The sequence below is a fragment of the Streptomyces venetus genome, from assembly GCF_039540295.1.
GTDB lineage: Bacteria > Actinomycetota > Actinomycetes > Streptomycetales > Streptomycetaceae > Streptomyces > Streptomyces venetus.
This window is the reverse complement of record NZ_BAABET010000028.1, coordinates 1-1845: the sequence shown is the minus strand read 5'-3', so window position 1 is coordinate 1845 and position 1845 is coordinate 1. Positions and strand designations below refer to the sequence as shown.

The following is a 1845-nucleotide window of genomic DNA, read 5'->3' as shown; positions in this document are numbered from 1 at the left end:
CCGGCTCGCCACCAGCACCGGCCTCACCCTCCCCGCCACCACCGTCTTCGACCACCCCACCCCCACCGCCCTCACCCACCACCTCCTCCCCCAACTCACCACCACCCCCGAACACGCCGAAGACACCGGCACCGACGGTCCCGGCGGCCCGCGTGAGGAGGAGATCCGACGCGCGATCGCCGGTCTGTCGCTCACCCAGTTGCGGGATGCCGGGCTGTTCGAACCGCTGATGGTCCTCACCGGCCTGGGAGCCGTGGACACCGCGGAGGAGGCGGAGGAGCAGAGCGCCATCGACGACATGGACGTCGACGATCTCGTGCAGGCGGCACTCGCGGAAGACTCTTGATTCGACTCTGAAAGCAGGTTTGAGGATGGCGGCATCGAACGATTCCGTGGTGCGTGCGCTCCGGGCATCGATGAAGCAGAACGAGCGGCTGCAACGCGAGAACAACCGCCTTGCCGAGGCCGCTCGGGAGCCGATCGCGATCGTGGGGATGGCGTGCCGGTTCCCGGGTGGTATCGCCTCCCCGGAAGACCTGTGGCGCGTGGTCGCCGACGGAGTGGACGCTACGTCCGAGTTCCCGAAGGACCGGGGCTGGCCGGAGGATCTGTACGACCCGGATCCGGACGCCTCGGGCAAGGCGTACGCACGGCGCGGTGGCTTCTTGGACGACGTGGCCGGTTTTGACGCGGACTTCTTCGGGATTTCGCCGCGTGAGGCGTTGGCGATGGATCCGCAGCAGCGGTTGCTGCTGGAGGTGGCGTGGGAGGCGTTGGAGCGGGCGGGGCTGAAGGCGGAGGAGCTGCGCGGCAGCCGCACCGGGGTGTTCGTCGGCGCCGCCACGTCCGCGTACATCCCCGACCTCAACCGTGTACCGGACAGTGTCGAGGGCTACTCGCTCACCGGGAACACCCTGAGCGTGCTCTCCGGCCGGGTCTCCTACTTCCTGGGCCTGGAAGGACCGTCGGTGTCGGTGGACACGGCGTGCTCGTCGTCGCTGGTGGCATTGCATCTGGCGGTGCAGGCGCTGCGGCAGGGGGAATGCTCCCTCGCGCTCGCCGGCGGCGTCACCGTCGTAGCCGGGCCCACAGGCATCATCGAACTCTCCCGGCAGCGGGCCCTGGCTCAGGACGGTCGCTGCAAGGCGTTCTCCGCCGCTGCCGACGGGTTCAGTGCCGGTGAAGGCGTCGGTGTGCTGGCGGTGGAGCGGCTGTCGGACGCGAGGCGCAACGGCCACCGGGTCCTCGGCGTCGTGCGGGGAACCGCCGTCAACCAGGACGGTGCCAGCAGCAGGTTGACGGCGCCCAACGGGCCGGCGCAACAACGGGTGATCGAGGCCGCTCTGCGGAACGCCGCTCTGAAGCCGGCCGATGTGGACGCGGTGGAGGCGCACGGTACGGGGACGCGGCTGGGTGACCCGATCGAGGCGCAGGCCCTGATCGCGACATACGGCCAAGGCCGCCCCGAGTCCCGGCCGTTGTGGTTGGGGTCGGTGAAGTCGAACATCGGTCACGCGCAGGCGGCCGCGGGTGTGGCGGGTGTGATCAAGATGGTGATGGCGTTGCGCAACGAGAAGTTGCCGCCGTCGCTCCACATCGGCGACCCCACGCCGATGGTCGACTGGAGCGGCGGTGACGTAGCACTGCTCACCGGCGAGGGAGTGGCGTGGCCACGCGGTGAGCGCGTCCGTCGAGCCGGAGTGTCCTCGTTCGGGATCAGCGGGACGAATGCGCACGTGGTGGTGGAGGAAGCCCCCGAGGAGGAGAAGCAGCCCGAAGTCGTGATCCGCAGTTCCGGGTTGGTGTCGTGGGTGGTGTCCGGGGCCAGTGCGGGTGGGCTGCGCG

1 protein-coding gene and 1 pseudogene are annotated in these 1845 nt (G+C 69.8%); one reads left to right on the top strand and one right to left on the bottom strand.

The window, feature by feature from the left end; translation table 11 throughout:
* Positions 1-477, bottom strand: a pseudogene (locus tag ABEA82_RS38825) (hypothetical protein); the annotation flags it as partial.
* Here ABEA82_RS38825 and ABEA82_RS38560 point away from each other — a divergent pair.
* Positions 372-1845 (top strand): type I polyketide synthase (locus ABEA82_RS38560; protein WP_345666424.1); only part of this gene is annotated, 1474 nt, incomplete at its 3' end. The pseudogene ABEA82_RS38825 and the gene ABEA82_RS38560 overlap by 106 nt on opposite strands.